The 23,458-nt window shown below is 62.5% G+C and carries 20 protein-coding genes, 2 tRNA genes and 1 riboswitch; of the genes, 10 read left to right on the forward strand and 12 right to left on the reverse strand.

Going from position 1 to position 23,458, the window contains the following annotated elements; translation table 11 throughout:
- Positions 1-41: 41 nt before the first annotated feature.
- A complete protein-coding gene (locus V2B23_RS03870) occupies positions 42-1,394 on the reverse strand; it encodes a M20/M25/M40 family metallo-hydrolase (protein ID WP_430949098.1) in 1,353 nt (450 codons plus the stop codon).
- A gap of 117 nt (positions 1,395-1,511) precedes the next feature.
- Between V2B23_RS03870 and V2B23_RS03875 the strand changes: the two genes are divergently transcribed.
- The 9 genes from V2B23_RS03875 to V2B23_RS03915 all read left to right on the forward strand — a co-directional run bounded on the left by V2B23_RS03875 (position 1,512) and on the right by V2B23_RS03915 (position 11,122).
- Positions 1,512-1,597, forward strand: a tRNA-Leu gene (locus tag V2B23_RS03875).
- 105 nt (positions 1,598-1,702) lie between these two features.
- Complete coding sequence (locus V2B23_RS03880; RefSeq protein ID WP_430949099.1) at positions 1,703-2,224, forward strand: hypothetical protein; 522 nt, start codon at positions 1,703-1,705, stop codon at positions 2,222-2,224.
- Positions 2,225-2,321: 97 nt separating this feature from the next.
- Positions 2,322-2,407 (forward strand) — tRNA-Leu (locus V2B23_RS03885).
- Between the two features lie 181 nt (positions 2,408-2,588).
- Complete coding sequence (locus tag V2B23_RS03890) at positions 2,589-4,031, forward strand: SDR family NAD(P)-dependent oxidoreductase (protein ID WP_430949182.1); 1,443 nt, start codon at positions 2,589-2,591, stop codon at positions 4,029-4,031.
- Positions 4,032-4,173: 142 nt separating this feature from the next.
- The gene (locus V2B23_RS03895) at positions 4,174-4,587 is read left to right on the forward strand and encodes a universal stress protein (protein WP_430949183.1); all 414 of its coding nucleotides are present in this window, start codon (positions 4,174-4,176) and stop codon (positions 4,585-4,587) included.
- A 44-nt stretch (positions 4,588-4,631) separates the two neighbouring features.
- Entirely contained in the window at positions 4,632-5,900 is a 1,269-nt protein-coding gene (locus tag V2B23_RS03900) for a saccharopine dehydrogenase family protein (RefSeq protein WP_430949100.1), read from the forward strand.
- A 106-nt stretch (positions 5,901-6,006) separates the two neighbouring features.
- Positions 6,007-8,190: a malate synthase G gene (locus V2B23_RS03905; protein ID WP_430949101.1), complete on the forward strand. Its 2,184-nt coding sequence runs from the start codon at positions 6,007-6,009 to the stop codon at positions 8,188-8,190.
- A gap of 131 nt (positions 8,191-8,321) precedes the next feature.
- Positions 8,322-9,977 carry a substrate-binding domain-containing protein gene (locus V2B23_RS03910; RefSeq protein ID WP_430949102.1) on the forward strand — a complete coding sequence of 552 codons (1,656 nt, stop codon included), beginning with the start codon at positions 8,322-8,324 and terminating at the stop codon, positions 9,975-9,977.
- A complete protein-coding gene (locus V2B23_RS03915) occupies positions 9,977-11,122 on the forward strand; it encodes a metallophosphoesterase (protein ID WP_430949103.1) in 1,146 nt (381 codons plus the stop codon). Before V2B23_RS03910 ends, V2B23_RS03915 begins: the two co-directional genes overlap by 1 nt.
- 22 nt (positions 11,123-11,144) lie before the next feature.
- Here V2B23_RS03915 and gcvP read toward each other — a convergent pair whose 3' ends face one another.
- From gcvP to V2B23_RS03970, 11 genes are all read right to left on the reverse strand, one after another.
- On the reverse strand, positions 11,145-14,003 hold the full coding sequence (gene gcvP, locus V2B23_RS03920; protein WP_430949104.1) for an aminomethyl-transferring glycine dehydrogenase: 2,859 nt from the start codon (positions 14,001-14,003) through the stop codon (positions 11,145-11,147).
- Positions 14,004-14,055: 52 nt separating this feature from the next.
- Positions 14,056-14,185: riboswitch (glycine riboswitch) on the reverse strand.
- A gap of 213 nt (positions 14,186-14,398) precedes the next feature.
- Entirely contained in the window at positions 14,399-14,977 is a 579-nt protein-coding gene (locus V2B23_RS03925; protein WP_430949184.1) for a MerR family transcriptional regulator, read from the reverse strand.
- A 380-nt stretch (positions 14,978-15,357) separates the two neighbouring features.
- Positions 15,358-15,831 (reverse strand): bifunctional nuclease family protein, encoded by a 474-nt coding sequence (locus V2B23_RS03930; RefSeq protein WP_033231914.1) that lies wholly within the window; start codon positions 15,829-15,831, stop codon positions 15,358-15,360.
- Between the two features lie 89 nt (positions 15,832-15,920).
- Positions 15,921-16,658 (reverse strand): transcriptional regulator FtsR, encoded by a 738-nt coding sequence (ftsR, locus tag V2B23_RS03935; RefSeq protein WP_033231913.1) that lies wholly within the window; start codon positions 16,656-16,658, stop codon positions 15,921-15,923.
- The gene (gene garA / locus V2B23_RS03940) at positions 16,658-17,149 is read right to left on the reverse strand and encodes a glycogen accumulation regulator GarA (RefSeq protein WP_033231912.1); all 492 of its coding nucleotides are present in this window, start codon (positions 17,147-17,149) and stop codon (positions 16,658-16,660) included. Before garA ends, ftsR begins: the two co-directional genes overlap by 1 nt.
- A gap of 199 nt (positions 17,150-17,348) precedes the next feature.
- Positions 17,349-17,753, reverse strand: coding sequence for a glycine cleavage system protein GcvH (gene gcvH / locus V2B23_RS03945; RefSeq protein WP_092807693.1), 405 nt, complete (start codon positions 17,751-17,753; stop codon positions 17,349-17,351).
- A gap of 46 nt (positions 17,754-17,799) precedes the next feature.
- A complete protein-coding gene (locus tag V2B23_RS03950) occupies positions 17,800-18,552 on the reverse strand; it encodes a DUF881 domain-containing protein (protein ID WP_430949105.1) in 753 nt (250 codons plus the stop codon).
- Between the two features lie 3 nt (positions 18,553-18,555).
- The gene (locus tag V2B23_RS03955) at positions 18,556-18,906 is read right to left on the reverse strand and encodes a small basic family protein (protein WP_033231909.1); all 351 of its coding nucleotides are present in this window, start codon (positions 18,904-18,906) and stop codon (positions 18,556-18,558) included.
- A 14-nt stretch (positions 18,907-18,920) separates the two neighbouring features.
- The gene (locus tag V2B23_RS03960; RefSeq protein WP_430949106.1) at positions 18,921-19,787 is read right to left on the reverse strand and encodes a DUF881 domain-containing protein; all 867 of its coding nucleotides are present in this window, start codon (positions 19,785-19,787) and stop codon (positions 18,921-18,923) included.
- Positions 19,784-20,317, reverse strand: a complete 534-nt coding sequence (locus tag V2B23_RS03965) for a CDP-alcohol phosphatidyltransferase family protein (protein ID WP_430949185.1) — start codon at positions 20,315-20,317, stop codon at positions 19,784-19,786. Before V2B23_RS03965 ends, V2B23_RS03960 begins: the two co-directional genes overlap by 4 nt.
- A 202-nt stretch (positions 20,318-20,519) precedes the next feature.
- Positions 20,520-21,134 (reverse strand): NUDIX hydrolase, encoded by a 615-nt coding sequence (locus tag V2B23_RS03970; RefSeq protein WP_430949107.1) that lies wholly within the window; start codon positions 21,132-21,134, stop codon positions 20,520-20,522.
- A 101-nt stretch (positions 21,135-21,235) separates the two neighbouring features.
- Between V2B23_RS03970 and V2B23_RS03975 the strand changes: the two genes are divergently transcribed.
- Entirely contained in the window at positions 21,236-23,458 is a 2,223-nt protein-coding gene (locus tag V2B23_RS03975; protein WP_430949108.1) for a DUF2254 domain-containing protein, read from the forward strand.

The following is a 23,458-nucleotide window of genomic DNA, read 5'->3' on the forward strand; positions in this document are numbered from 1 at the left end:
GAATCCTCTCTGTTTCTCGTACTCGGTGACTGTCTACGCGTTCAGGAATTGCGGAGAAAATGTTCCAGCACACGCGTTCCGAACAGTAGTGCGTCCACCGGCACCCGCTCGTCGACGCCGTGGAACAGCGCGGTGAAATCGAGTTCCGGCGGCAACTGCAGCGGTGCGAACCCGAAGCACCGAATCCCGAGCTTCGCGAAGGCCTTTGCGTCGGTACCCGCGGAGAGCATGTACGGCACGGTGCGCGCGCCCGGGTCATGGGCCAGGATTGCATCGTTCATCGCGTCGACGAGATGACCGTCGAACGTTGTCTCGTACGAGTCGAGTTTGGTGATCCACTCACGGGTAACGTCGGGTCCGATCAGAGCGTCGACGGTCCGCTCGAACTCGGCTTGCCGGCCGGGAAGCACACGGCAGTCGAAGACAGCCTCGGCCGTCTGCGGAATGACATTCGCTTTGTAGCCGGCTTTGAGCATCGTCGGATTGGCGGTGTCGCGGAACGTTGCACCGATGATGTTGGAGATGCTCCCCAGCTTCGCGAGTGTCCCGTCGATGTCCGGTGACGTCGGGTCGAAGTCGAGCCCGGTTTCTTCACCGACCGCCGTCAGGAACTCCGCGACCGAATCGGAGATCACGATCGGGAATTCATGCGCGCTCAAGCGAGCCACCGCACCGGCCAGAGTTGCCACAGCGTTGTCGTCATGCAGGAAGGAACCGTGTCCGGCTCGGCCTTTAGCGGTGAGCCGCATCCAGCCAAGTCCCTTTTCCGCGGTCTCCACGACATACAGCCGACGGTCGGTCCCGTCCGGACGGGGAACGGTCAGCGAGAACCCACCCACTTCACCGACCGCTTCGGTGACGCCTTCGAACAGGTCCGGGCGGTGCTCGACGAGCCACTGGCAGCCGTACTTGCCTCCGGCCTCTTCGTCGGCGACAAACGCAAACACCAGATCGCGCGGCGGCACCGTTCCCTCGGCCTTGAACTGCCGCGCCAGAGCCAGGATCATCCCGACCATGTCCTTCATGTCGACAGCGCCACGCCCCCAGATGTAACCGTCCTGCACGGTGCCCGAGAACGGATGAACACTCCAGTCAGCAGGCTCAGCCGGCACGACGTCCAGGTGACCGTGCAGCATCAGGGCCCCACGGCCGGATTCGGCGCCCTTCAACCGGGCAAAGACATTGCCGCGACCCGGAGCGCCGGATTCGACGTACTCGGTCTCGTATCCCACTTCCTGAAGTTGGGCGGCAACCCATTCCGCGCACGCCCGTTCACCCTTTGTTGTTTCGAGTTCACCCGTATTGGACGTGTCGAACCGGATCAGAGAGCTGACAAGGTCGACCACTTCGGTTTCGGCGCGAGAAGGGCCTGAGTCTTTCGGCGATAAGGACATGTCACTTTCCTACCACCGAAACACTCGCCGCGGCGGCATGGACGTGGCCCGACCTGGCGATTTGGGCAACCTCAGCGAATCGGATACTCTTTCCCAGCACCGAGAAATCGGGGCCGAGTCCGAGTGGCGGAATGGCAGACGCGCTAGCTTGAGGTGCTAGTGTCCTATTAACGGACGTGGGGGTTCAAGTCCCCCCTCGGACACTCGAATAAACAACCAATGACTCCAGCTGATCAAGCTGGGGTCATTTTTGTTCACTATGTACCGAACGGCAGAAATTCGGACATTCCCTGTGCTTCACTACTTCTATGCGAAAATCATTGCTGGTCGCCGCGTTGCTCGGTGCGTCGATGATTGCCGCGACAATGCCTGCCGGGGCCGCTGAGCAGACCTGGGACGGCGACTACTCGGTCAAGCGGTTTGCTGCCTCGAAAACCGGAACCAGTCTCGCGGCGAGCCAGTGGGAACCGGATTTCTCCGATATCTACACTTTCGACACCGATTGTTCCGGCGGGCCCTGTGTCGCCACCGTCATCGCCGGACCGGCGCCGGCAAATCCGACTTTGCCTCAGCCTGCGCAATACACGTGGGACGCCACCAGTTGGGTTCATCCCTACGACTGGGAATGGGACTGCTATCAAGGTGAGGGTGTGCCCAAAGTGATGGCGCCGGCTCATTCCTTGGCCTACTACACGCCACAGCCAGACGGATCCCTTGTCGGTTCGTGGCGCACCGACATTGACGGCGGCCCCTGCGACGGTTCGGTGATCATGGCCGTCGCGGCCTACCCCGTCAACCCGAATCCAGGACCGTTCGTCGGCGGCAGCTGACGCGCCTGAACAGGACAAACGTCCGCACTGCCTACTCGATTTGGGAGAGCGGGACAGCATCGGATAGTCTTTCCCAGCACCGAGAAATCGGGGCCGAGTCCGAGTGGCGGAATGGCAGACGCGCTAGCTTGAGGTGCTAGTGTCCTATTAACGGACGTGGGGGTTCAAGTCCCCCCTCGGACACTCTGTGTTGAGACAGACAGGAAAAGCTCCGGTTCATTGAACCGGAGCTTTTCTCGTAAAGGGCCAAGTTCCCACACCGGGAACAGACCGCGCGAGCGGCGATCGAGATGGAACAGAAGTTCACGTGGATACAGACACACGGCAGTTCGACGTAACGGATTCAGAAACTGCGACAGCAGAACTGGCCGGACTCGACCCCGCAGAACTCGAAATCTGCTTGAAGGTTCTGCGCGAAGCAGCCGAACTCGACGACGAGCATCCCGACTCGATCACCATGCAGCGTGCCGTCGGCCATCTGTTCAAACGCCTCAAGAAGAAGCGTCGCCTCGCCTCGCGTGCGGCAGTCAACGAAGCCGACCGCAATGTCGTCGCCGCAACGGCAACGGGATCACCCGATCGAATCGACGACGAAACCGCCGGCATCCCCATCACGTCCAACACTGCCGGGGCAACCGCGGGCACCCTCATCAAGGCGCGTCCCTGCTACATCTGCAAGCAGCGCTACACCCAGGTCGACGCGTTCTACCACCAGCTGTGCCCGGACTGCGCCGCAACTTCTCGCGCCAAGCGCGACGCCAGCACAGACCTGACCGGACGCCGCGCACTCCTGACCGGTGGCCGCGCCAAGATCGGCATGTACATCGCCCTGCGCCTCCTGCGCGACGGCGCGCACCTGACGATCACCACACGATTTCCCAATGACGCGATCCGACGCTTCAAAGCGATGGAAGACAGCGCCGACTGGATCCACCGCCTTCGCATCGTCGGCATCGACCTCCGCGACCCTGCGCAGGTAGTCGCCCTTGCCGATTCCGTTGCAGCACAAGGCCCGCTCGACATCCTGATCAACAACGCCGCCCAGACCGTGCGTCGCTCCCCCGGCGCGTACGGCGCGCTGGTCGACGCCGAATCCGGCGCGCTGCCGGCGGGTGAGCTCCCCGATGTGGTGACCTTCGGCAAGACCAGCGACGCGCATCCCGCAGCGCTCGCAGGGTCACTGTCCGACGTCGCAGCCATCACGTCCGGAAATCTCTCCGCCGACGCCGTCAGCTCGCTCGCGCTCGTCGCGAAATCCGCATCACCCGATCGCATCGAGCAGGGCATCGCCATCGATGCCGGCGGACTCCTCCCCGACCTCGCACACACCAACAGCTGGGTGCAGACCGTCGAGGAAGTTGATCCGATCGAGCTTCTCGAAGTGCAACTCTGCAATTCGGTTGCCCCATTCATTCTCGTCTCGCGCCTGCGCCCGTCGATGGCGGCAGCAGCCGCGCGTCGTAAGTACGTCGTGAACGTCTCCGCGATGGAAGGCCAGTTCAGCCGCGCGTACAAGGGTCCTGGTCACCCGCACACCAACATGGCGAAAGCAGCACTGAACATGCTGACTCGCACCAGTTCCAAGGAAATGCTCGACGATGGCATCCTCATGACGGCCGTCGACACCGGGTGGATCACCGACGAACGCCCCCACTTCACCAAGATGCGCCTCGCCTACGAGGGTTTCCACGCTCCGCTCGACCTTGTCGACGGCGCCGCCCGCGTCTACGACCCCATCGTGCAGGGCGAGCTGGGCGTCGACATCCACGGCTGCTTCCTCAAGGACTACAAGCCCTCACCCTGGTGAGTGGTGACCCCACACACCTCATCCTCGCGATGTGGCGATCTCGACACCCCGTACACGCCGTGTCGAGTACCGCATTTGAGGTAGTGCTCGGCAATACCGCGCGATAATGGACTCCGACACTGCCCACTGCCTCGGAGGAACCATGACGATTGCCGTCGTACACAAGGACAGCCCGGAGGGCCGCGCGGCAATTGTCCACGGAGCACGGGAATCCGTGAATCGACGCGAGCAACTTGTCGTGCTGCACGTACTCGACGATGTCAATGTCCCGGACACCGACGAAGACAGTGCGGCTTTGCGCGGCGAGATCCAGTCAGCACTCGACGCCGGCGGATTCGCACAGACACCGTGGGAGCTCCGCACCACCGAACACGACGGCGATCCGGTGACCGCGCTGGTCGAGTTGGTCGATGCCGTCGAAGCCGATCTGTTGGTCGTGGGAACGCGTCGTATGTCCCCGATCGGCAAGTTCCTTCTCGAGCGACCGCTCCAGCGGCTTCTCCTCGAAGTCGAGGTTCCGATCCTGGTCGTGAAGGAACCACTACCTGCGGAGTGAGCTCACTCACACGCATTCGGGCCCCGCATTTGTAGGCTGACTACATGACCGGACCCCTGAGTGACCGCAAGCTCGACATCATCGTCTACGGAGCCACCGGCTTCGTCGGCAAGCTCCTTGCCGAATACCTCGTTCAGCATGCACCCGCCGGAACGAAGATCGGTCTCGGCGGGCGTTCCCTCGACAAGTTGACCGCGGTGCGGGCCGGCTTGGGTGCTGCGGCCGCCGAACTCCCGCTCGTCGTTGCCGACGCCGATGATTCGACTGCCTTGAAGGCGCTTGCCGAACGAACGCGCGTTGTGGCCACGACAGTCGGCCCGTACGCGAAGTACGGCCATCAGTTGGTTCACGAATGCGCCGCCGCGGGAACTCATTACGTCGACCTCACCGGCGAGGTTCTCTTCCACCGCGAGAGCATCGACGCCAATCACGAACTTGCCGTGTCGACAGGTGCCCGCATCGTTCATTCCTGCGGCTTCGATTCCGTCCCTTCCGATCTCGGGGTCCATGCACTGCACAAGCTGATCGAAGCGGATGGCGCCGGCGAGTTGACGGACACCACGCTGGTGGTCACGTCACTGCGCGGCGGCGTCAGCGGCGGGACCATCGATTCACTCCGCACGCAGATCGACGTGTCGAAACATGATGCGCGGCTGCGGAAACTCGCGGCCTCGCCGTACTCTCTGAGCCCCGATCGCGCCAGCGAACCCGACCTGGGCAAGCAGAGTGACGCCGCAGTGGTCGACGGCCGAAAGATCGATCCGTCGCTGCACGGTTGGAAGGCGCCGTTCTTCATGGCGTCGTACAACACCCGGGTCGTGCGTCGCAGCAATGCCCTTCGCGAGTGGGCCTACGGCCGAAAGTTCAAGTACACCGAGGTGATGAACGTCGGTTCGTCGTTGGTCTCACCGGTGATCGCCGGCGGCGTTGCCGTGGGACTGGGCGCCTTGATCGCGGGCCTCGCACTGCCGCCGACGCGTTTCCTCCTCGACAAGGTTCTGCCGTCCCCGGGCGAGGGACCAAGCGAGGACACTCAGAGCAAGGGCCATTTCACCCTCGACGTATTCACGGTGACCACAACGGGCGCGCGTTACACCTCGCGTGTCCGCGCCAAAGGCGACCCGGGATATAGTGCTACCGCAGTGATGCTCGGCGAATCAGCGTTGAGTCTTGCTGTCAGCAACGCAGAATTGCCCGATAACGCAGCATTACCCAAAGCTGCAGGCGTCCTCACCCCGGCCACAGCCTTGGGGGATGTCCTGGTCGAACGTCTGCGTCGTAGCGGTTTCGAGATCTCCGCAGGCCGGTTGTGATGTATCCATCGAGGCTCTGTCCACCTGCGAGATACTCACGAGTAACATTGATTGTGGTTCATGGCACCCGTCGTGGTGCTCCGATTTCGGAAAAGTGAGGCTATTCATGACTGAGCGCGTTCAGGTCGGCAGTCTGCAGGTTGCCAAGGTTCTCTACGACTTCGTGGTCGAGGAGGCTCTGCCAGGCACCGGTGTAGATGCCGAGACCTTCTGGGCCGGCGCTGACAAGGTCATCACCGAGCTCGCGCCGAAGAACCGCGCCCTGCTTGCCAAGCGCGACGATCTGCAGGCGCAGATCGATCAGTGGCATCGCAATCAGGCCGGCGCTCCCATCGACGCCGCCGCATACAAGGCGTTCCTGCAGGAAATCGGATACCTCCTGCCCACCCCCGCCGAGTTCTCCGTGACGACCACCAACGTCGACACCGAGATCACGTCCACCGCGGGCCCGCAACTGGTCGTCCCGATCCTCAACGCCCGCTTTGCACTCAACGCCTCCAATGCTCGCTGGGGTTCGTTGTACGACGCGCTCTACGGCACCAACGCCATCTCCGAGGAGAACGGCGCCGAGAAGGGGTCGGGCTACAACAAGGTCCGCGGCGACAAGGTCATCGCCTGGGCTCGTGAATTCCTCGACGCGGCAGCACCTCTCGCGTCGGGATCGCACGCCGATTCGACCAAGTACTCGATCGACGGCACTGACGTCAAGGTCACCCTCGCGGACGGCACTGTCACCACACTCGCTCAGCCGGAGAAGTTTGTCGGCTACCTCGGCGAGAAGGACGCGCCCACCAGCATCCTGCTGCGCAACAACGGACTGCACGCCGAGATCCAGATCGACGCGTCCTCCCCGATCGGCAGCACCGACGCCGCCGGCGTCAAGGACGTCGTTCTCGAATCCGCCGTCACCACGATCATGGACTTCGAGGACTCGGTCGCGGCTGTCGACGCCGACGACAAGGTTGTCGGTTACCGCAACTGGCTGGGTCTGAACCGCGGCGACCTGTCCGAGGAGATCAAGAAGGGCGCCAAGTCCTTCACCCGCACGCTCAACGGCGACCGTAAATACACGGGGGTCGACGGCAGCGAACTCAGCCTGCACGGCCGTTCACTCCTGTTCGTCCGCAACGTCGGTCACCTCATGACCAACCCCGCGATCCTCGACGCCGACGGCAACGAGGTTCCCGAGGGCATCCTCGACGCCTTGATCACCAGCGCGTGCGCGGTCCACGGCCTGTCGATCAGCGACGCCAACGGCCCGCTGGACAACAGCCGCACCGGCTCGATCTACATCGTCAAGCCCAAGCAGCACGGCCCCGAGGAAGTTGCCTTCACCACCGAACTGTTCGGCCGTGTCGAGCAGGTCCTCGGCCTTCCGGAGAACACGCTCAAGGTCGGCATCATGGACGAAGAGCGTCGTACGACGGTCAACCTCGCTGCCTGCATCAAGGAAGCCGTCGACCGCGTTGTGTTCATCAACACCGGCTTCCTCGACCGCACCGGCGACGAGATCCACACCTCCATGGAAGCCGGCGCGATGGTGCGCAAGGCCGAGATGAAGAAGCAGAAGTGGATCGGCGCCTACGAGGACTGGAACGTCGACACCGGACTGGCCTGCGGCCTGCAGGGCAAGGCGCAGATCGGCAAGGGTATGTGGGCCATGACCGAGCTGATGGCGGACATGCTCGAGCAGAAGATCGGCCACCCCAAGGCCGGCGCCAACACCGCTTGGGTTCCCTCGCCCACCGGCGCGACGTTGCACGCGACGCACTACCACCGCGTCGACGTGTTTGCGGTTCAGGACGGACTGAAGGGTAAGCCGCGCGCGAGCGTCGACGACATCCTGACCATCCCGCTCGCTCCGAGCACCGACTGGACGGAAGCGGAGAAGAAGGAAGAGCTCGACAACAACTGCCAGTCCATCCTCGGCTACGTCGTCCGGTGGATCGACGCGGGTGTCGGCTGCTCCAAGGTTCCCGACATCCACGATGTCGCCCTCATGGAGGATCGCGCAACGCTGCGTATCTCGAGCCAGCTGCTCGCCAACTGGCTGCGTCACGGCATCGTCAGCGAGACCGATATCGTGAGCGCGCTCGAGCGCATGGCACCGGTCGTCGACCGTCAGAACGACGGCGACGCCGAGTACCGGAACATGGCACCTGATTTCGATTCCAACATCGCCTTCCAGGCCGCGAAGGAATTGATCCTCGAAGGTGCGAAGCAGCCCAGTGGCTACACGGAGCCGATCCTGCATCGCCGCCGCCGCGAGTACAAGGCCGCCAACGCCTGATTTCACCTCGCTCAACGCGAACAGCCTCGACACCGCTCCCGGTGTCGAGGCTGTTCGCGTTGGCCGCGAAGTTTCGTCACTAGACTGGCTCCCGGCAGAGATCGTCGAGTGAGCAAGGTAGGGCAGCGTACGTGGGCGAACATCGCGGCGGGTCAGGCGCCAGAGGTATCAGTAAGGGGCCGATCCTGGTTGTCGTGGCAGTCGTCCTGATTGTGGCCGGATTCTTCGGATGGAAGGCCCTCGGTAATCGCATCGACGATCAAGGACAGCAAGCAGCGGGGACGTGCGTCGAAGGCAACCGGACGCTCGACATCACGGTTGATCCGTCGATTGCGCCGCAGATCGAGCAGTTGGCCAAGCGATTCACCGACACTTCACCGGTAATCCGAGATCACTGCATCACCACTGCAATCAATGCGGTGCCATCGACACTAATCGTAAATGCCCTGGCAGCAGGTACCGAGTGGGATTCCACCGCACTGGGCCCACGCCCGAATCTGTGGATTCCGGTCAGTTCGTTCGAACTTGCCCCACTGTCCGGCAAGGCCGTGATCAACGGAGAGCCACGGTCGATCGCGAACTCGCCGGTCGTGCTGGCGGTTGCGCCGGAGACAGCAACTGCGCTGGAGTCCGCGAACGCGGGATGGCAATCCCTCGGTGAAACGACACTCGCACTGCCCGTGGGCAGCCCGCAGACAGTCATGGCAACGCAGGCGATTGCCGCGGCCGGCGCCGGTTCCGGACCGGTCACCCTCGAACAGGCTCAGTCCAGCCCAGTGACATCGGCATTGAGCGCTCTGGCGTCACAGTTCCAATCCCTCCCGACACCACCCGACACCACTGCCGACGCGCTGGCCGCCCTCACCAGTGGAGCAACCGACACCGTCACCGCAGTCCCGGCCGTCGAACAGTCGATCGCCCAGTCCGCCAACGCGGACATGACGGCATTTTCCCCGAGCGGCGCGGCCCCGCTCGCGGACTATCCGGCAGTGATCGTGGCTGGTGGCGGAATCGACGAAACCGCCTCACGCGCCGCCGCACAGTTCTCCGAATTCATACGCGACGCTGAGCAGTCCCAGATCTTTGTCGACGCCGGATTCCGCGTCGAAGGTAAGAGTGTCCCCGATCTGGGTGCACTCGAACCCGCGAAGATCGAATCCACTCTGACGCCCGCATCGGCGGAAACTACTGCTGCTCTGAACGCCGTTGTCGCCAACCCTGTTTCCGTTCGCAGCGCAACTATCCTGATGGACACCTCGACGTCGATGAGCACCAACTTGTCCGCGGCCGGTGCGGCGATCGAGTCTCAATTGCTCCGCAGCCCGGACGCCTCCGATGTCGGGTTGCACGCGTTCCCTGGTTCAAGCGCCGCAGCAGCGGAGCGTGTGATCGTTGCCGGCGCACCCCTCGACGCCGATCAAAGAACCAAACTCACCGCCGCTATGAGCAGTCTCAGCGCTGAGGGAAAAACATCGAAGTACCCCGCGTTGGCCGCAGCGTACAAGGACGCGGCCACCGGATACGACGCCAATCGAACCAACTCCGTACTGCTTGTCACCTCGGCTGCCACCGACGAGTCGACGATGACGCGCGCCGAACTCCTCAGCGCCATCGCTTCGGCGACTGATCCGGCTCGCCCGGTGCGGGTCGACGTTCTGGTTATCGGCCCCAGTGGTGATGCCGCCACGTTGCAAGACGTCTCCGACAGAACGGGTGGAACCTTGATTCGTGTGAACCCGGATGACTCCGCCGCGATGTCGGCTGCAGTCGCGGAACTGCTGTCCTGATGGCGCGCATTGCAGTATTTGCCGTTGTTCTCGCGCTTCTCACCTGGTTTCTGCACCGCAGGCTCTTCCGCGCAACCGGCATGCCGACGCGTTGGGCCCGCATCGCCGACACAGCATTGGTGCTGTTGGCCGTCCTGACGCTCATCGGTATGGGCAGCGGCGAGGTCTTCCCCACGTCGTGGGCCCGCCCGGTCGGTTTTCTCGGGTGGGTCTGGTTGGCTTCGTGGTTGTATCTGATTCCGGGACTGCTGATCATCGGCGTGTGCGCCGGGGTCAATCGTCTGGTGCGTAGACGCCGCAAGGAACCTGAGGTGGATCCGGCGAAGCGTCGTACTTTGCAATTGGCTACCGCCGCGGTCACGGTTGCGGCGTTGGGCACTGCCGGATACGGGGTGTACGAGGCGTCGAACCCGAAGGTCTCCCGAATTCGGGTGCCGCTCGCTCGCCTGCCCGAAGGCTTCAACGGCTACCGGATTGCCTTGATCACCGACCTGCATGTGGGCCCGGCCCGCGGAATCGACTTCACCCGCAAGGTGGTCGAGATCGTGAACTCGCAGAATGTCGATCTGATTGCGATCGGTGGTGATCTCGTAGACGGCACCGTCGCGAAAGTTGCTCCCGATCTTGCGCCGCTCGCCGATCTGCGTGCGCCGGACGGAATCTTCGGAGTCAGTGGCAATCACGAGTTCTACGCCGACGACGGCGGCAAGTGGCTCGACGTCTGGGAAACCTTGGGGATCACCACGCTTCGCAACAGCCGAACGTCGATCCGGCGCAGCGGCGACACCATCGACATCGTGGGCATCCACGACTACACGTCACCGGCCCCGTACGAGCCGGATCTGACTGAGGCTCTGAGCGGGCGCGATCCGAACACGTTTGCGTTGCTGCTCGCGCACGAACCGCGCCAAGCGCTCGAAGCGTCGGAGATGGGGATCGATCTGCAACTGTCCGGGCATACGCACGGCGGACAGATGTGGCCGCTGCGCTATCTCGTCCCGCTGCAACAGCCTTCTGTGCAGGGCCTGGACACGATCGGCAACACCGTTCTGTACACAACGCGCGGCGCCGGAGCGTGGGGTCCGCCGGTGCGCGTCGGCGCGCCGCCGGAGATCACCGTCCTCGAACTCGTACGCGAGAACTGATGGTCTCCGGCGGGCACACGCCTTAGTTGCCTGCGAACGCTTCGATCGGCGGGCACGAGCAAATCAGGTTGCGGTCGCCGTGTGCACCGTCGATACGACGCACGGACGGCCACACCTTGGGACGAGCCTTACCGCGCGGGAACACCGCAATCTCACGCGAGTACGGGTGATCCCACTGCGCCGCGATGCTGCCGGCGGTGTGGGGCGCGCCGCGAAGCGGGTTGTCCTCCACAGTCCACTCACCGGCACCGACGCGCTCGATCTCGCCGCGAATTGCGATCATCGCGTCGCAGAACTCGTCGATTTCTTCGAGGTTTTCGCTCTCGGTCGGCTCGACCATCAAGGTGCCGACCACGGGGAAGCTCATGGTCGGAGCATGGAAACCGTAGTCGGCCAGACGCTTCGCAACATCGTCGACGGTGACGCCGGTGTCCTTGGTCAACCCGCGCAGGTCGAGGATGCACTCGTGCGCGACCATGCCGTTTTCGCCGGTGTAGAGAACCGGGAAGTACTCGTCGAGCCGGCGTGCGATGTAGTTGGCCGACGCGATGGCCGTCAGGCTGGCGCGGCGCAGGCCCTGAGCTCCCATCATCCGGATGTAGGTCCAGGTGATGGGCAGGATGGACGCGCTGCCGTACGGTGCTGCCGAGATCGTGCCTCTACCACCGAGTTCGGGTGCCATCGGGTGTCCGGGCAGGAACGGCGTCAGGTGTGAACGCACACCGATCGGGCCGACGCCGGGTCCGCCGCCGCCGTGCGGGATGCAGAAGGTCTTGTGCAGGTTCAGGTGGCTGACGTCGCCGCCGAATCGGCCCGGACGGGCAAGGCCGACAAGCGCATTGAGGTTGGCGCCGTCGACGTACACCTGACCACCGGCGTCGTGCACCGCTGCGCAGATGTCGGAGATCTCGTGCTCGTAGACGCCGTGGGTGGACGGGTAGGTGATCATGATCGCGGCGAGACGCTCGGCGTGATCGGCGATCTTCGCACGCAGGTCGTCGACGTCGACGTCACCGTTGGGACGGCAGGCAACGACCTCGACGCGCATTCCGGCCATGACGGCAGAAGCCGCGTTGGTGCCGTGAGCACTCGACGGGATGAGGCAGGTGTCGCGGTGATCGTCGCCGCGACTGAGGTGATAGTTACGGATCGCGAGCAGGCCCGCGTACTCCCCCTGGCTGCCGGCGTTGGGCTGCAGGCTGACGTTGTCGTAGCCGGTGACCGCGACCAGCCAGTCCTCGAGGTCCTTGATGATCTTCAGCAGACCGGGTGCGTCGGACGTCGGCGCAAACGGGTGAATTGCGTTGAACGCGGGCCACGTGATGGATTCCATCTCGGCGGTCGCATTGAGCTTCATGGTGCACGAGCCCAGCGGGATCATGCTGCGATCGAGCGCAATGTCCTTGTCGGACAGCGCGCGCAGGTAGCGAAGCATCGCTGTTTCCGTACGGTAACGGGTGAAGGCTTCGTGCTGCAGGTAGTCCGACGTGCGCTCCTGAGCAGCCGGAACTGAATTGCCTTCTGCCTCGATCGCGACAACTGCGTCGTCGATACCGAAAGCGTCGAGCACTGCTAGGACGTGATCGGCGGTGGTGGCCTCGTCGCACGAGATGCCGACGTGATCGGCGTCGACCAGACGCAGGTTGATCCCGGATTCCTTTGCGGCAGCGACGACGTCGGCCGCCTTGCCCGGGACCTGAGCCAGCACGGTGTCGAAGAAGGAATCATGGACAACGGTCACGCCGCCCTCGCGCAGGCCGTTTGCCAACGCGTGTGCGCGGGCAGCGACGCGCAACGCAATCGCCTTGAGCCCCTCGGCGCCGTGGTAACTCGCGTACATCGCAGCGAGGATCGCGAGGAGCACCTGCGCGGTACAGATGTTGGATGTCGCCTTCTCACGGCGAATGTGCTGCTCACGTGTCTGCAGCGCGAGGCGGTATGCCTTGTCTCCGTCCGCGTCGATGGACACGCCGACCAAACGGCCAGGCAGCTGACGCGCATGCTTGGAGTGCACGGCCAGGTAACCGGCGTGCGGTCCGCCGTATCCCATGGGGACACCGAAGCGCTGGGTGGTGCCGAAGCACGCGTCCGCACCGAGCTCGCCGGGTGAGGTGATGAGAGTCATCGCTAAAAGGTCTGCGCCGACGGCAACCAGTGCGCCGCGCTCGTGAGCTTCCGCGATGAGCGAGGTGTAGTCGACAACGCGTCCCGAAGCGCCCGGGATCTGGGCGATCACACCGAAGAAATCACCCTCGGGCAGTCCGGCAGTGAGGTCTGCGGAGACGATCTCGATGCCGAGCGGCTCGGCGCGCGTCTCGATGACAGCAAGGGTCTGCGGGTACAGGTCTGCGTCGACCACAAAGCGCGGAGACTTGCTGCGGTTCGCTCGGCGCAAGAGCGTCATGGCTTCGGCGGCGGCGGTGGCCTCGTCGAGCATGGAGGAGTTGGCAAGCTCCATGCCGGAGAGGTCGGCGACCATGGTCTGGAAGTTGAGGAGGGCTTCGAGGCGGCCCTGGCTGATCTCGGGCTGGTACGGCGTGTACGCGGTGTACCAGGCCGGGTTCTCGATGATGTTGCGCAGCAACACCGGCGGCGTCAGCGTGTCGAAGTAGCCGAGTCCGATCATCGACGTGGCGACGGTGTTCTGGGCTGCGAGTGCAGTCAGTTCGGCAAGTGCCTCGTGCTCTCCGACCGGAAGCGGCAGAGCGTCGAGTCCGGCCGCGATGCCGTTCGGGGCAGCGTCGAGGATGACGGAAGGAACGGCCTTGGTTGCCAGTTCGTCGAGTGAATCGACCCCGACGAGTTCGAGGATGCGCGCGAGTTCCGCGGCGTTCGGACCGACATGGCGGTCGGCAAAATTACGGCTTGCAGCGTCGATCACGACAACTCCCAGGCAGATCGGAGGATCAGGACACACACCGACTGCGGTGTGTTCCTCCCCCTCTGTCGCCTGCTCGACAAACGAGCGCCTGAGAGATTCGGTAGTGATCCACCATGCCGGCGGAACCACAGCCTTTCCCCGTCGGCGGGTGGGTTATCCCACCGCTTTCCAGAGGCGTCGGAGCCCGTACGGTCCTTGGTGCCTGAGAGATTGACGGGGAGGTATTGCTCCTTCGGCGCCCTGATAACGCTCACGACAAGTCCGCAAATCGAAGACTGGTGTGTGAAGCACTACCCGAGGCTCTCCCGTACGCCGGCGACGCGTGGCCCAGTCTAGTTGACCGGCCGACCTTCCGTCGCCACCACATCGACCGAGCGGGTGTGACGACCGGAACACTATCCGGTCTTGCGACTCACACGATTCTTGCGGCGCGACGCCAATTCGTCTTCGGGATTCGGATCGCTTTCGCCGCCATCGGCGCGCTCGGCCGGGAAGTCGGCGATGGTTCCGGTGAGTTCACGCATCGCGCCGCTCACGGCGATGCCGAATACTCCCTGCCCACCCTGGAGCAGGTCTACGACCTCTTCGGGGGACGTGCACTCGTAGACGGTGGTCCCGTCGGAGAACAGCGTGATGTTAGCGAGATCGCGAACGCCGCGGTGACGCAGGTGATCGACGGCCACCCGGATGTTCTGCAACGAGATTCCGGTGTCGAGCAATCGCTTGACGATCTTGAGAACCAGAATGTCCTTGAACGAGTACAAACGCTGACTGCCGGAGCCGGCCGCGCCGCGGATGGACGGTACGACCAAGGAGGTACGTGCCCAGTAATCGAGCTGACGGTAGGTGATGCCGGCGATCTGGCATGCGATGGGCACGCGGTAGCCGACAAGATCGTCAGGAATGGAGTCGTCCGGGAACAATCCCGGCTGCAACTCTTCCGACGTGGATCGGGCAGCCGGATCTGCAGTCAGTTCAGCGACGCCGGAATTCTCCGCCTTGCCTTCGTTCGACTGTTCTTCCACTGCCGTCTCCTTCTCGATACGCCATCGTGTCATCACGCTGTGCTATGCGGCAGAGTCTGATACCCGAACAGAAACGGATACCCGCGTCAGCCGATCTCGAACCACCAAACATTTCGAAGCAGTGAATCCGAGGCACGTAATTCCACGAGTGGACTTACCTAGAGTACGCCCCGACAGAGCACCAAGACCAGACTCTATTTCAAGGCTCAACGATCTTCACCGCTCGCAACGGTAAGACCCCGGCGCGATTTTGGTCAACGCAACACGCCGAACGAGACTAAACCTCTACTTGAGAGTTGAAGCCTAAAGTCAACCCCAGTGAATGCCCGCTAACCGTCAGTTGCCTTGAAATCATCCGGCGAGATCGTGTCGAGGAATTCCTTGAACTTCTCCACCTCGTCCTCCCGCTCGTCGGGAATGACCAATCCCGCCTCGGCAAGGACCGATTCCGAGGCAAAGATCGGGACACCGATCCGAAGTGCCAGCGCAATGGAATCCGACGGACGAGCCGAGACCGTAGTTTGCTCGTCGAAAACCAGGTCGGCATAGAACGTGCCTTCTTGCAGATCCACGATGCGGACTTCCTGCAGACTGCGGCCGAAGGATTCGATCAGTATTTTGATCAGGTCGTGTGTGAGCGGCCTCGCCGGCTCGACTCCCTGTTGCTCCAGAACGATCGCCGTGGCTTCCGTCTGCCCGATCCAGATCGGTAGGTACCGATCACCGTCCGACTCGCGGAGCAACAAAACCGGCTGATTCTGGGGCTGCTCGACACGAACTCCGATCACACGCATTTCGCCCATCGAGCTTGCCTCCAACCTGAAATGACCCTGGTGGCCGAATTCACGACCGTACTGAGATTCTATTCGCGTGGAACGAGATGATCGAGAACTCAGCGATCAAGACTTCCGCGGACTGCTGATTTGACCAGGCATGTGTGCAATGTCAGCGACAATGCTGCCAGTTCTCGAACCATTTCCTCGGCTCGATCACGGGCACCCGCATCACGGCCCTTGGCGACCGGTCCGGCAATCTGGGTAACCAACCCGGCTTCACGATCCGCAGCCAACTTGAACGCACGTAGATGTCGTACTTCCAAACCGTATTCCGCCATCGCCTTGGCCGTCCGGGCCAACGTCACTGCGTCTTCGTCGAAGAATCCGGCAGCGCCCGGCACGATCAGGCCGGTGCGAATCAGGTCGGTCAGGAATCGATCGTCGATGTCCGCGCGAGCGAGAAGATCCGCCCGACCCACTCGGACTTCGCGATCCACCCGGAAAACCTCGGGTGATACTTCCCCCGGAGCGATCGACAGGACGCGCGGACGTCGCGGCGCAGAGTTGTCTGCGCTGACCGTCGCGGCACCACTGTCGATCGCCTCGAGTTGTTCCTTGATGACTTTCAGCGGCAGGTACTGATCACGTTGAGCTGTCAGTACGTAGCGAAGACGCTCGCAGTCCTCGATGGAGAACCTGCGGTATCCCGACGGCGTTCGTTGGGGGCTGATCAAGCCCTCGGACTCGAGGAAACGAATCTTCGAAATCGTCACGTCGGGAAAATCTGGACGCAACCGATCCAGCACGGAGCCGATAGACATCCCCGGCTGGCTCTGCTGCCGCAATGCCGTCATTAGCTACCAGCACCTGCTGACGCCTCGCCCACCTGCGAACCGCCGGAACGCGGGCCGGTGAGGAAAACCAGACGGAACTTACCGATCTGCACCTCGTCGCCGTTGGCCAGCACTGCCGAATCGACAGGCTCGCGGTTGACGTACGTACCGTTGAGGCTTCCGACGTCGACGACGTGGAATTCGGCTTCTTCCTGACGGAACTCGGCGTGGCGGCGGCTGACCGTCACATCGTCGAGAAAGATGTCACTGTCCGGGTGGCGACCTGCCGACGTGGTCGGCTGATCCAGCAAGAAACGCGATCCCGCGTTGGGTCCTCGTTTGACGACGAGCAGAGCGGCGCCGGCAGGTAGACCTTCGACACCTGAAACCGGCTGCTCGGCGGCCGGTGCTGCTGAGGAGTTGTCGAGCTCGTTGAGGAAATCTGCACGGAATACCGATGTGGTCTCCGCCGGCGTCTCCCCGTAGCCCGCGTCGTTACCGTTCTCGCTCACTGTTTCTCCTCCTCGATCAATCGTCCAGATCAGAAATCACTGGACTACGCAGTGCACTTTTTTCTCGAGCATCTTTCACAGTCACTTACAGATACGACCTGCACCCCGACTTGGCACATGCGTACCCCACGACCGTACCCTGCGCGCACCATTGTGTGCAGCGAGACAGGCCGCGACACAAATGGTCGGCAGTCAACCCCTAGCTGGACGTCAGTGCGGTGTATCCCGCAGCATCCAAGGTCTCCGAAATCGCACTGTCCAAAGTGGCTTCGTCGGCAACCTCGAGATCGACGAGCCAACCGTTGTTGTACGGATCGGTGTTCACGAGTTCCGGAGCACCGTCCAATTCGCCGTTAGCCGCAATAACTTTCGCGGTGAACGGCGCAAAGATGTCGGACACGCTCTTGGTCGATTCGACCTCACCGAGCGACTCGCCTGCGGTGACGTCTTCTCCCGCGGCGGGGAGCTGAACGAACACCACATCTCCGAGCTGTGACTGAGCGAAGTCGGTAATGCCCACTCGAACAGATGTCGGGCCGGTTCGCTTCACCCACTCGTGTTCCGCGGTGTAACGCAGATCGGTAGGTGTATCGAGCTCACTCACAGTGGCTTCCTTTCACATGCCGCCCGAAAGTTCCGGACGCAAAAATTCAATTTCCGGGTTGAGCGTATTGGCGCGGATTCAATTGTCGCAAGGCGGAGATCGTGACCTGCTGTGATTGCTCGACGGTGGAGCTTCCTCCGCCCCGTGAAACGTTGTCGAACACTCCGCCTGGAATGTTCAATGCCGCTGCCAAAGTCGGCGGATCGCCGATCGCGCTCACAGTGTACGGCGCGGCGATCTTGATTCCGTCCACTTCGATGTCACCGCCGCGGCCACCGACCCACGAGCTCACGCCGATTCGGATCGGTTCGCCTGTGGCTCCGGCAATCTGAATAGCTTCGGCTCCGGCTGCACGTAGTTCCTGGATCAGATCGAGAATCACCTCGGGCCCGACACCGCCGGTCGGATCGGTCAATGTCATGGTGACGCCGGGGCCGCTCGCCGGCGCTGTCCCCACCTGGATGGCGAGGGCATTCAATCGGGCCTGCGCTTCACTGAGAGCCGCGTCGGTGCTTCCGCTACGCCGCAATGTCGCAAGTGAATCCTCGAGCTCCGAGACTTCCTGCCGCAGCGCGGCTTCGCGCCGATTCAAGTTGTCGAGAACCACAAGTAGATCGGCGGGGCGCGCAGAATCGAGCGAGTCCCCCGCAACGGTACTGCGCACCTGAGTTGCGATTGCCACTCCCAGAACACCGAGCAGGACGGTCGCAAGAATTGCGAACACCACGTTGCTTCGGTGCTTGTTCACCGGTCGCAACTCGTGTCGTCCCTCGTCGTGCTTCCTGACCGCGTCAGCCATGTCTCACGCTCCGAACAGCCGGCGACGCAGTGCCGCTGCATTGCCGAAGATTCGAATCCCCAGCACCACCACGATGGCCGTCGAGAGTTGTGTACCGACTCCGAGCTGATCACCCAACCAGACGATCAGCGAGGCAACAAGAACGTTGAAGACAAACGAGACGACAAATACCTTGGCGTCGAAGATCTCGTCCAGGTACGCCCGCAAGCCACCGAATACTGCGTCGAGTGCGGCCACAACGGCAATCGGGAGATACGGCGCGAAGGCATCGGGCACTTGCGGGCTGAAGACAACACCCAGCACGATCCCGATCACCAACGCGGCAAGTCCGTACAGGGCGGAACCGGCCTTCATCGAACTCGCTCCATCTATTTGGGTCCTATCGGTTCGGTCGCAACGCGCACCGGGCGCGTTGCGGCGGGCGGAAGGCTCATCGAATTATCCTCGGCCACAGCAAAACCGACGCCGTACAACTGCGCGATGCTGGACATCCGCAAGTAGGCATCGCTGACGACAAATTCTCGCTGCAACGCGCGAGAGTCACCGATTGCCTCGACGACGTACGGCGAGAAGACGGGCTGATTGTCGACCAGCATCGCGCCGCCGGCCTGACGGATCGTTACCGTCGGGCCGATGCGGACGCCGCCCACCGCAACAGCCTCGGCGCCGCCGGCCCACAGCGCGTTGACGACGCTCTGTATATCTCGATCGAGCACGACGCTCTTCCCCCCGACGCTGCGTTGCGATGCGTCGGAAAGATTGGGGCGTCCGGCCGGGTCGGTGAGGGTGACGGTGATGCCTTCGCCGTGCACGGCTTCGGCGCCCGCTTCGGATTCGACGCCGCGCAGTTCCCCGAGAATTTTGTTGCCCTCGGTATCTCCTGCCAATGCGGTGGCGCGGGCGGCGTCGACCTCCTCGCTGAGGGAGTGCCGAGTCGTGTCCAGATCGTCGATCTGATCTTCGGTCGCACGTACCTTCGCAACAAGATCGGAACGGAGATCTTCGGTGCCCGACACCTGCCCAGCTGCCGAGACCGCTGAGACTGTCAGGACAAACCCGAGAAGGAGCCCTCCGAGAGCCAGCCACGGCCCGGTGCGCGGCACAGCGTTCTTACTGTGATCGTGTTCTCGCTCGAGCGCTGCCGCCTCGTATCCGGGATCGAGGTGTTCCGTCATCAACGACCGGAGCAGTGACGGCACCGGGTTGCGGCGCACGTCCTCCCCCGTTCTTTTCATCGGGGTACAACCTCGTAGGTCCGCGCGATCCGGGCAGCTTTGAGCACGTAGATCAGGGCGGTCCACACGTACAGAACTGTTCCCCAGATCAGGAAGGCAAAACCGAAAGATTGAGTGAATCCGGCAATCGGCCAATCTCCCTGGCCTGCGAGTATCAGCGGCAACGCAAACATCAGCAGGAATGTCGCGGCTTTCCCGAGGTAGATGACCTCGGGCGGTGGGAGGCCCCGTCTGCGGTAGATCGGGAGGGTGAGCGCAAGGATCAAGTCCCGGCCGATCAGGATCGCTGCGACCCACCAGGGAATGAAGTCGCGGACCACAAACGTCACAAGCGTCGTCACGACGTACAAACGATCGACCAGCGGGTCGAGCACAGCGCCCAATTTCGAGCTCTGATCGAGAATCCGCGCCAATTTGCCGTCGAGCCAGTCCGTGAATCCGGTGAGCATCAGCAGTGCCAGCGCCCACCCGTCCGCGTGAGTCACCAAGAGCAGGTACGCGAACACCGGAAGCAGCAGCAGGCGAGCCATGCTGAGAATGTTGGGAACCGTCAGAACTCGATCTGTCACGACAAGTTCCTGTTCACCTGATGTCACCGCACACACCTCTTATTGTTCCGCACTCCGCATCGAACTGGCCGCGGTCGCGGCGCCGTGGTGCCAGCTTTCCACAGCACTTGCGACATTTTGCTCATGGTCGCTCAGTGAGCCGCTCGCGCCCGTGCGGGTGTTGTTACCGCCAGGCAAAGACGGGTTGTTCGAGGTTGTCGATCCGGGTGTGCCGCCCACTGAGGACTTCTCGCAGTTGGTAGACGACGGCACCGGTCGGCGCATGCACGAGGCTGGTGCGAAACGGCCACTGCACCACCGGGTTCGGCGACTCCTCGATCGACACGAAACGCGGGTCCACATCGAGTTCGGCGGATGTCACCGCATACAACGACGCAACTTCGTCGGGGTTGGGTACCAACTTGTCGATCTCGGCGCCCGACCACACGACAAACGGGCGGATCACAAAGCCTGAGCGTGTGACGTAATCGTCGAGGCGGCCGATGATGTCGGACGTCGCGGCGGTCAGCCCCAGTTCTTCGGAAAGTTCGCGCAGTGCGCCTTCCTCGGGTGTTTCACCGGCGTCGACGCTCCCGCCTGGCAGGGCGAATTGGCCGGGGTGCGCGCGCATTTTGCTCGGCCGCTTGGTCAGCGGGAACACCGATGTGCCGTCGGCATCTCGCATCAGGGCAAAGACCACAGATGCCAATCTGCGTCCGTCGAGGTCGACAGAGCGTGGTTCGAAGGTCGAAAAGGCTGATTCGACATGGGCCCGATCCAGTAAATCCGCGTTCACCATTTCTCGACAGTAGCGCGGCCCCGGCAAGATTCAGACACAGGCCAGTTTCCAATTGAGCGTTTTGCGAGAATACCTGCGGAAAACCCTGTCATGCTGACGTAGTGAAGGCATGGTTCGAGCACACGGTCGTCGATACCGGACGACTACCGTTGTTCTTCCTGCTGGTCGCGTTCCTGCTTACCTTTCTGTTCATCAGGTTCAGTGTGCGCATGATCCGCGCCGAGGTGTCGTGGTGGCCGGGCAATGTCACGCCCGGCGGAATGCACATTCATCACATGGTGTTCGGGCTGATGATGATGCTCGTCTCCGGGTTTGCCTTTATCGCATTGGCAGATTTCCACACTCCGGTCGCCAATTGTGTGCTCGCGTCGGTGTTCGGAATCGGTAGCGCCTTGGTTCTCGACGAATATGCGCTGGTCCTGCATTTGCGTGACGTCTATTGGGCTGAAGAAGGCCGGTCCTCGATAGATGCAGTCTTCGTGGCGATCGCCATTTCCTTTCTTTTCTTGTTCGGCGTCCATCCGATCGGGTTTGCCGGCGAGTTCGACCCGTACGAGGAAGATCGCAGTATCGCAACCCTCATTGCAATTGTTGTCGCGCTGATAATCCAATTGGCGCTCGCAATGATCACACTTCTCAAAGGCAAGTTGTGGACCGGTTTGATCGGATTATTTTTCCCGCCGCTCCTGATCGTCGGCGCAATCCGTCTGAGCCGACCGGGTGCGCCGTGGGCCAGATCCCGGTACCGCGACAAGCCGGCGAAGATGTCCCGCGCGGTCGCTCGCGAGCAACGCGTCAGAGAACCACTGATCAAAGCCAAGATTCGATTCCAAGAAAGCGTTTCGGGGAGTTTCGGGGTACCGGAAGCCATCCCGGCAGCGGCCGGTGAACCCACCACGGCGTCGACACCCGAACCCCCGGCTACGACTCCGAAGTGGCGGCTATCCGACGCACTGCGGTGGCGTCGTACTCGCAGACGGCTTCGCACTGTCCCCGTGTGGCGGTTACCTGTTCTGCTTGTCGTCGCGGCGTTCTTCTTGGCCGACACGCTTATCGATCTCGACAGTTCGGTGTTCGACGGCTTCGGTTCTGATTCCCTCGAATACGCCGTGGATCCGGGAGCTACAGCCACCCTGCTGAGCGTGATTGCCGGCGGAATGATCACCCTCACCGGTCTTGTCTTTACCGCGATCACACTGGCCATGCAATTCGGTGCTTCGCAGATATCGGTGCGAGTAGTACCCATGCTGGCTCAGCAGCGAGTCATGCGATGGTCCATCGGGATGTTTCTCGCGACATTTGTCTACTCGATCATCGTTGCCCTCGATCTTGCTCTCAACACCCAGCATTCAGCTCCGCAAATCTCCACATACACGGCGTTGTTTCTCGCGATCATCAGTGCAATTCTGTTCATCGCTCTGGTATCTCGCGTCGGTTCAATTCTCAATTCCAGTCGCCTCTTGCGGTGGATCGCGGCCGAGGGACGAAGCGCAATCGTTCGCTCCTATCCGCATTACGACGAGTCGACGCACGGCGCGCTCCCCGCTGCCGCACCCTTCGTCGCCAATCCCGCACCGGCCGACGAAGACTCCGCAGACCTACTGGTGGTCCGACTGCGACACCTCTCCCCCAACGGACGCATCCTGCTGGCGATCAACCTGCCGCGACTGGAGCGATTGGCGTCGAAGTGGGGAGTCAGCATCGCAGTGGTGCCAGGCATCGGAGAATTTGTAGCGCAGAATGCGCCGCTGTTCGAAGTGCGCGGCACGTCGATGGCCGTCCGACCGGATTCTCTGATGTCGTGCCTGGTCTTCGGTGACACTCACGGTCCCGTCGTCGGTCCGGCCGCGGCAATCCAATCCATTGTCGATATTGCGCTCAAGGCGCTGTCGCCGGCTATCAACGATCCCGGCCGCGCGGTCCAAGCTCTCGACCACATCGAGGATCTGCTCGTTCTGCTGGCACCGCGGGTGCATGCCGACTCCGCGACGTCGACGCTGACCCGGATCCGCGGGCAGCAACGAACCTGGACGGACTACGTGTCCATCGCGACCGACGAAATTCGGCACTTCAGTACCAATTCCGCTCAGGTACAGCGCCGACTACGCGCGGTGTTCACCACCTTGATCGCGGCGTGCCCCGCGGATCAACACCCGCCGCTCCTCGAACGCCTCGACGCCATGAACGCCCAACTGACCCGCGAATGGACCGGCGAGCTGGACATCCGACTGGCCGGTGTCGCCGATCCCCAGGGGCTCGGATCCGAAGCCGGTGCCAGCGGACGTGTCCATCCGCTGATAGTCGGACGACCAGCGGCGAAGTGA

The sequence above is a fragment of the Rhodococcus sp. 24CO genome, from assembly GCF_050586165.1.
Classification (GTDB): domain Bacteria; phylum Actinomycetota; class Actinomycetes; order Mycobacteriales; family Mycobacteriaceae; genus Rhodococcus_F.